The sequence below is a fragment of the Sphingobium sp. C100 genome (assembly GCF_000508185.1).
Classification (GTDB): domain Bacteria; phylum Pseudomonadota; class Alphaproteobacteria; order Sphingomonadales; family Sphingomonadaceae; genus Sphingobium.
Window position 1 is genome coordinate 1 of record NZ_AYOY01000114.1, and the last position, 1,047, is coordinate 1,047.

Here is a 1,047-nt window from a genome sequence, read left to right on the forward strand (position 1 = left end):
ACCCGCGGCGCCGACGCGGGAGAGGGTGAAGCCGGCTTCGGTGGCTTCGTTGAGGGGGTAGATGTTGCGCAGGTCGACAAGGGCCTTGCCGTTCATGGCGGTGGCGAGGCGTTTGAGGTCGAGCGCGCGGAAGATGTCCCATTCGGTGACGAGGACGAGGGCGTCGGCGCCCTGCGCGGCCTCATAGGCGTCGCCGGCCATGGTGACGGACGGCATCATGGGGGCGGCGACATCCATGCCTTCGGGATCATAGGCGACGATGTTGGCGCCGGCATCTTCGAGCGCCTGGACGATGGCGAGGCTGGGGGCGTCGCGCATGTCGTCGGTATTGGGCTTGAAGGTGAGGCCGAGCAGCGCGACCTTTTTGCCGCGCGCGTCGCCGCCCAGCGCCTTGACGATCTTGCGGCCCATGGCGCGCTTGCGCAGGTCGTTGACCTGCACGACGGTCTCGACGATGCGGATCGGGGCGTCATGATCCTGGCCGGTCTTGACCAGCGCCAGCGTATCCTTGGGAAAGCAGGAGCCGCCATAGCCGGGTCCGGCGTGGAGGAATTTGCCGCCGATGCGGTTGTCGAGGCCGATGCCGCGCGACACGTCCTGCACTTCGGCGCCCACCGCCTCGCACAGGTCGGCCATTTCGTTGATGAAGGTGATCTTGGTCGCCAGGAAGGCGTTGGCGGCATATTTGATCAGTTCGGCGGTGCGCCGGCCGGTGAACATGAGCGGCGCCTGGTTGAGGTTGAGCGGACGGTAGATCTGGCTCATCACCGCGATCGCCCGGTCCGAGCCGGTGGTGCCCACGACCACGCGGTCGGGCCGCTTGAAATCGCTGATGGCCGCGCCTTCGCGCAGGAATTCGGGGTTGGAGACGACCTGGATGTCAAGATCGGGGCGCAGTTCGCGCGCGATCCGCTCGACCTCGTCGCCGGTGCCGACCGGCACGGTCGATTTGGTGACGATGACCGCCGGGCCGTCGAGCGCGCCGACAATCTCCCGCGCCGCAGCATAGACATAGCTGAGATCGGCATGGCCATCGCCGCGGCGCGA

The 1,047-nt window shown here is 67.3% G+C and carries 1 protein-coding gene; it reads right to left on the bottom strand.

Annotated features, from left to right (window positions below):
• A partial coding sequence (locus tag C100_RS33115; protein WP_024019329.1) for a UDP-glucose dehydrogenase family protein occupies nt 1-1,047 on the bottom strand: 1,047 nt, incomplete at both ends.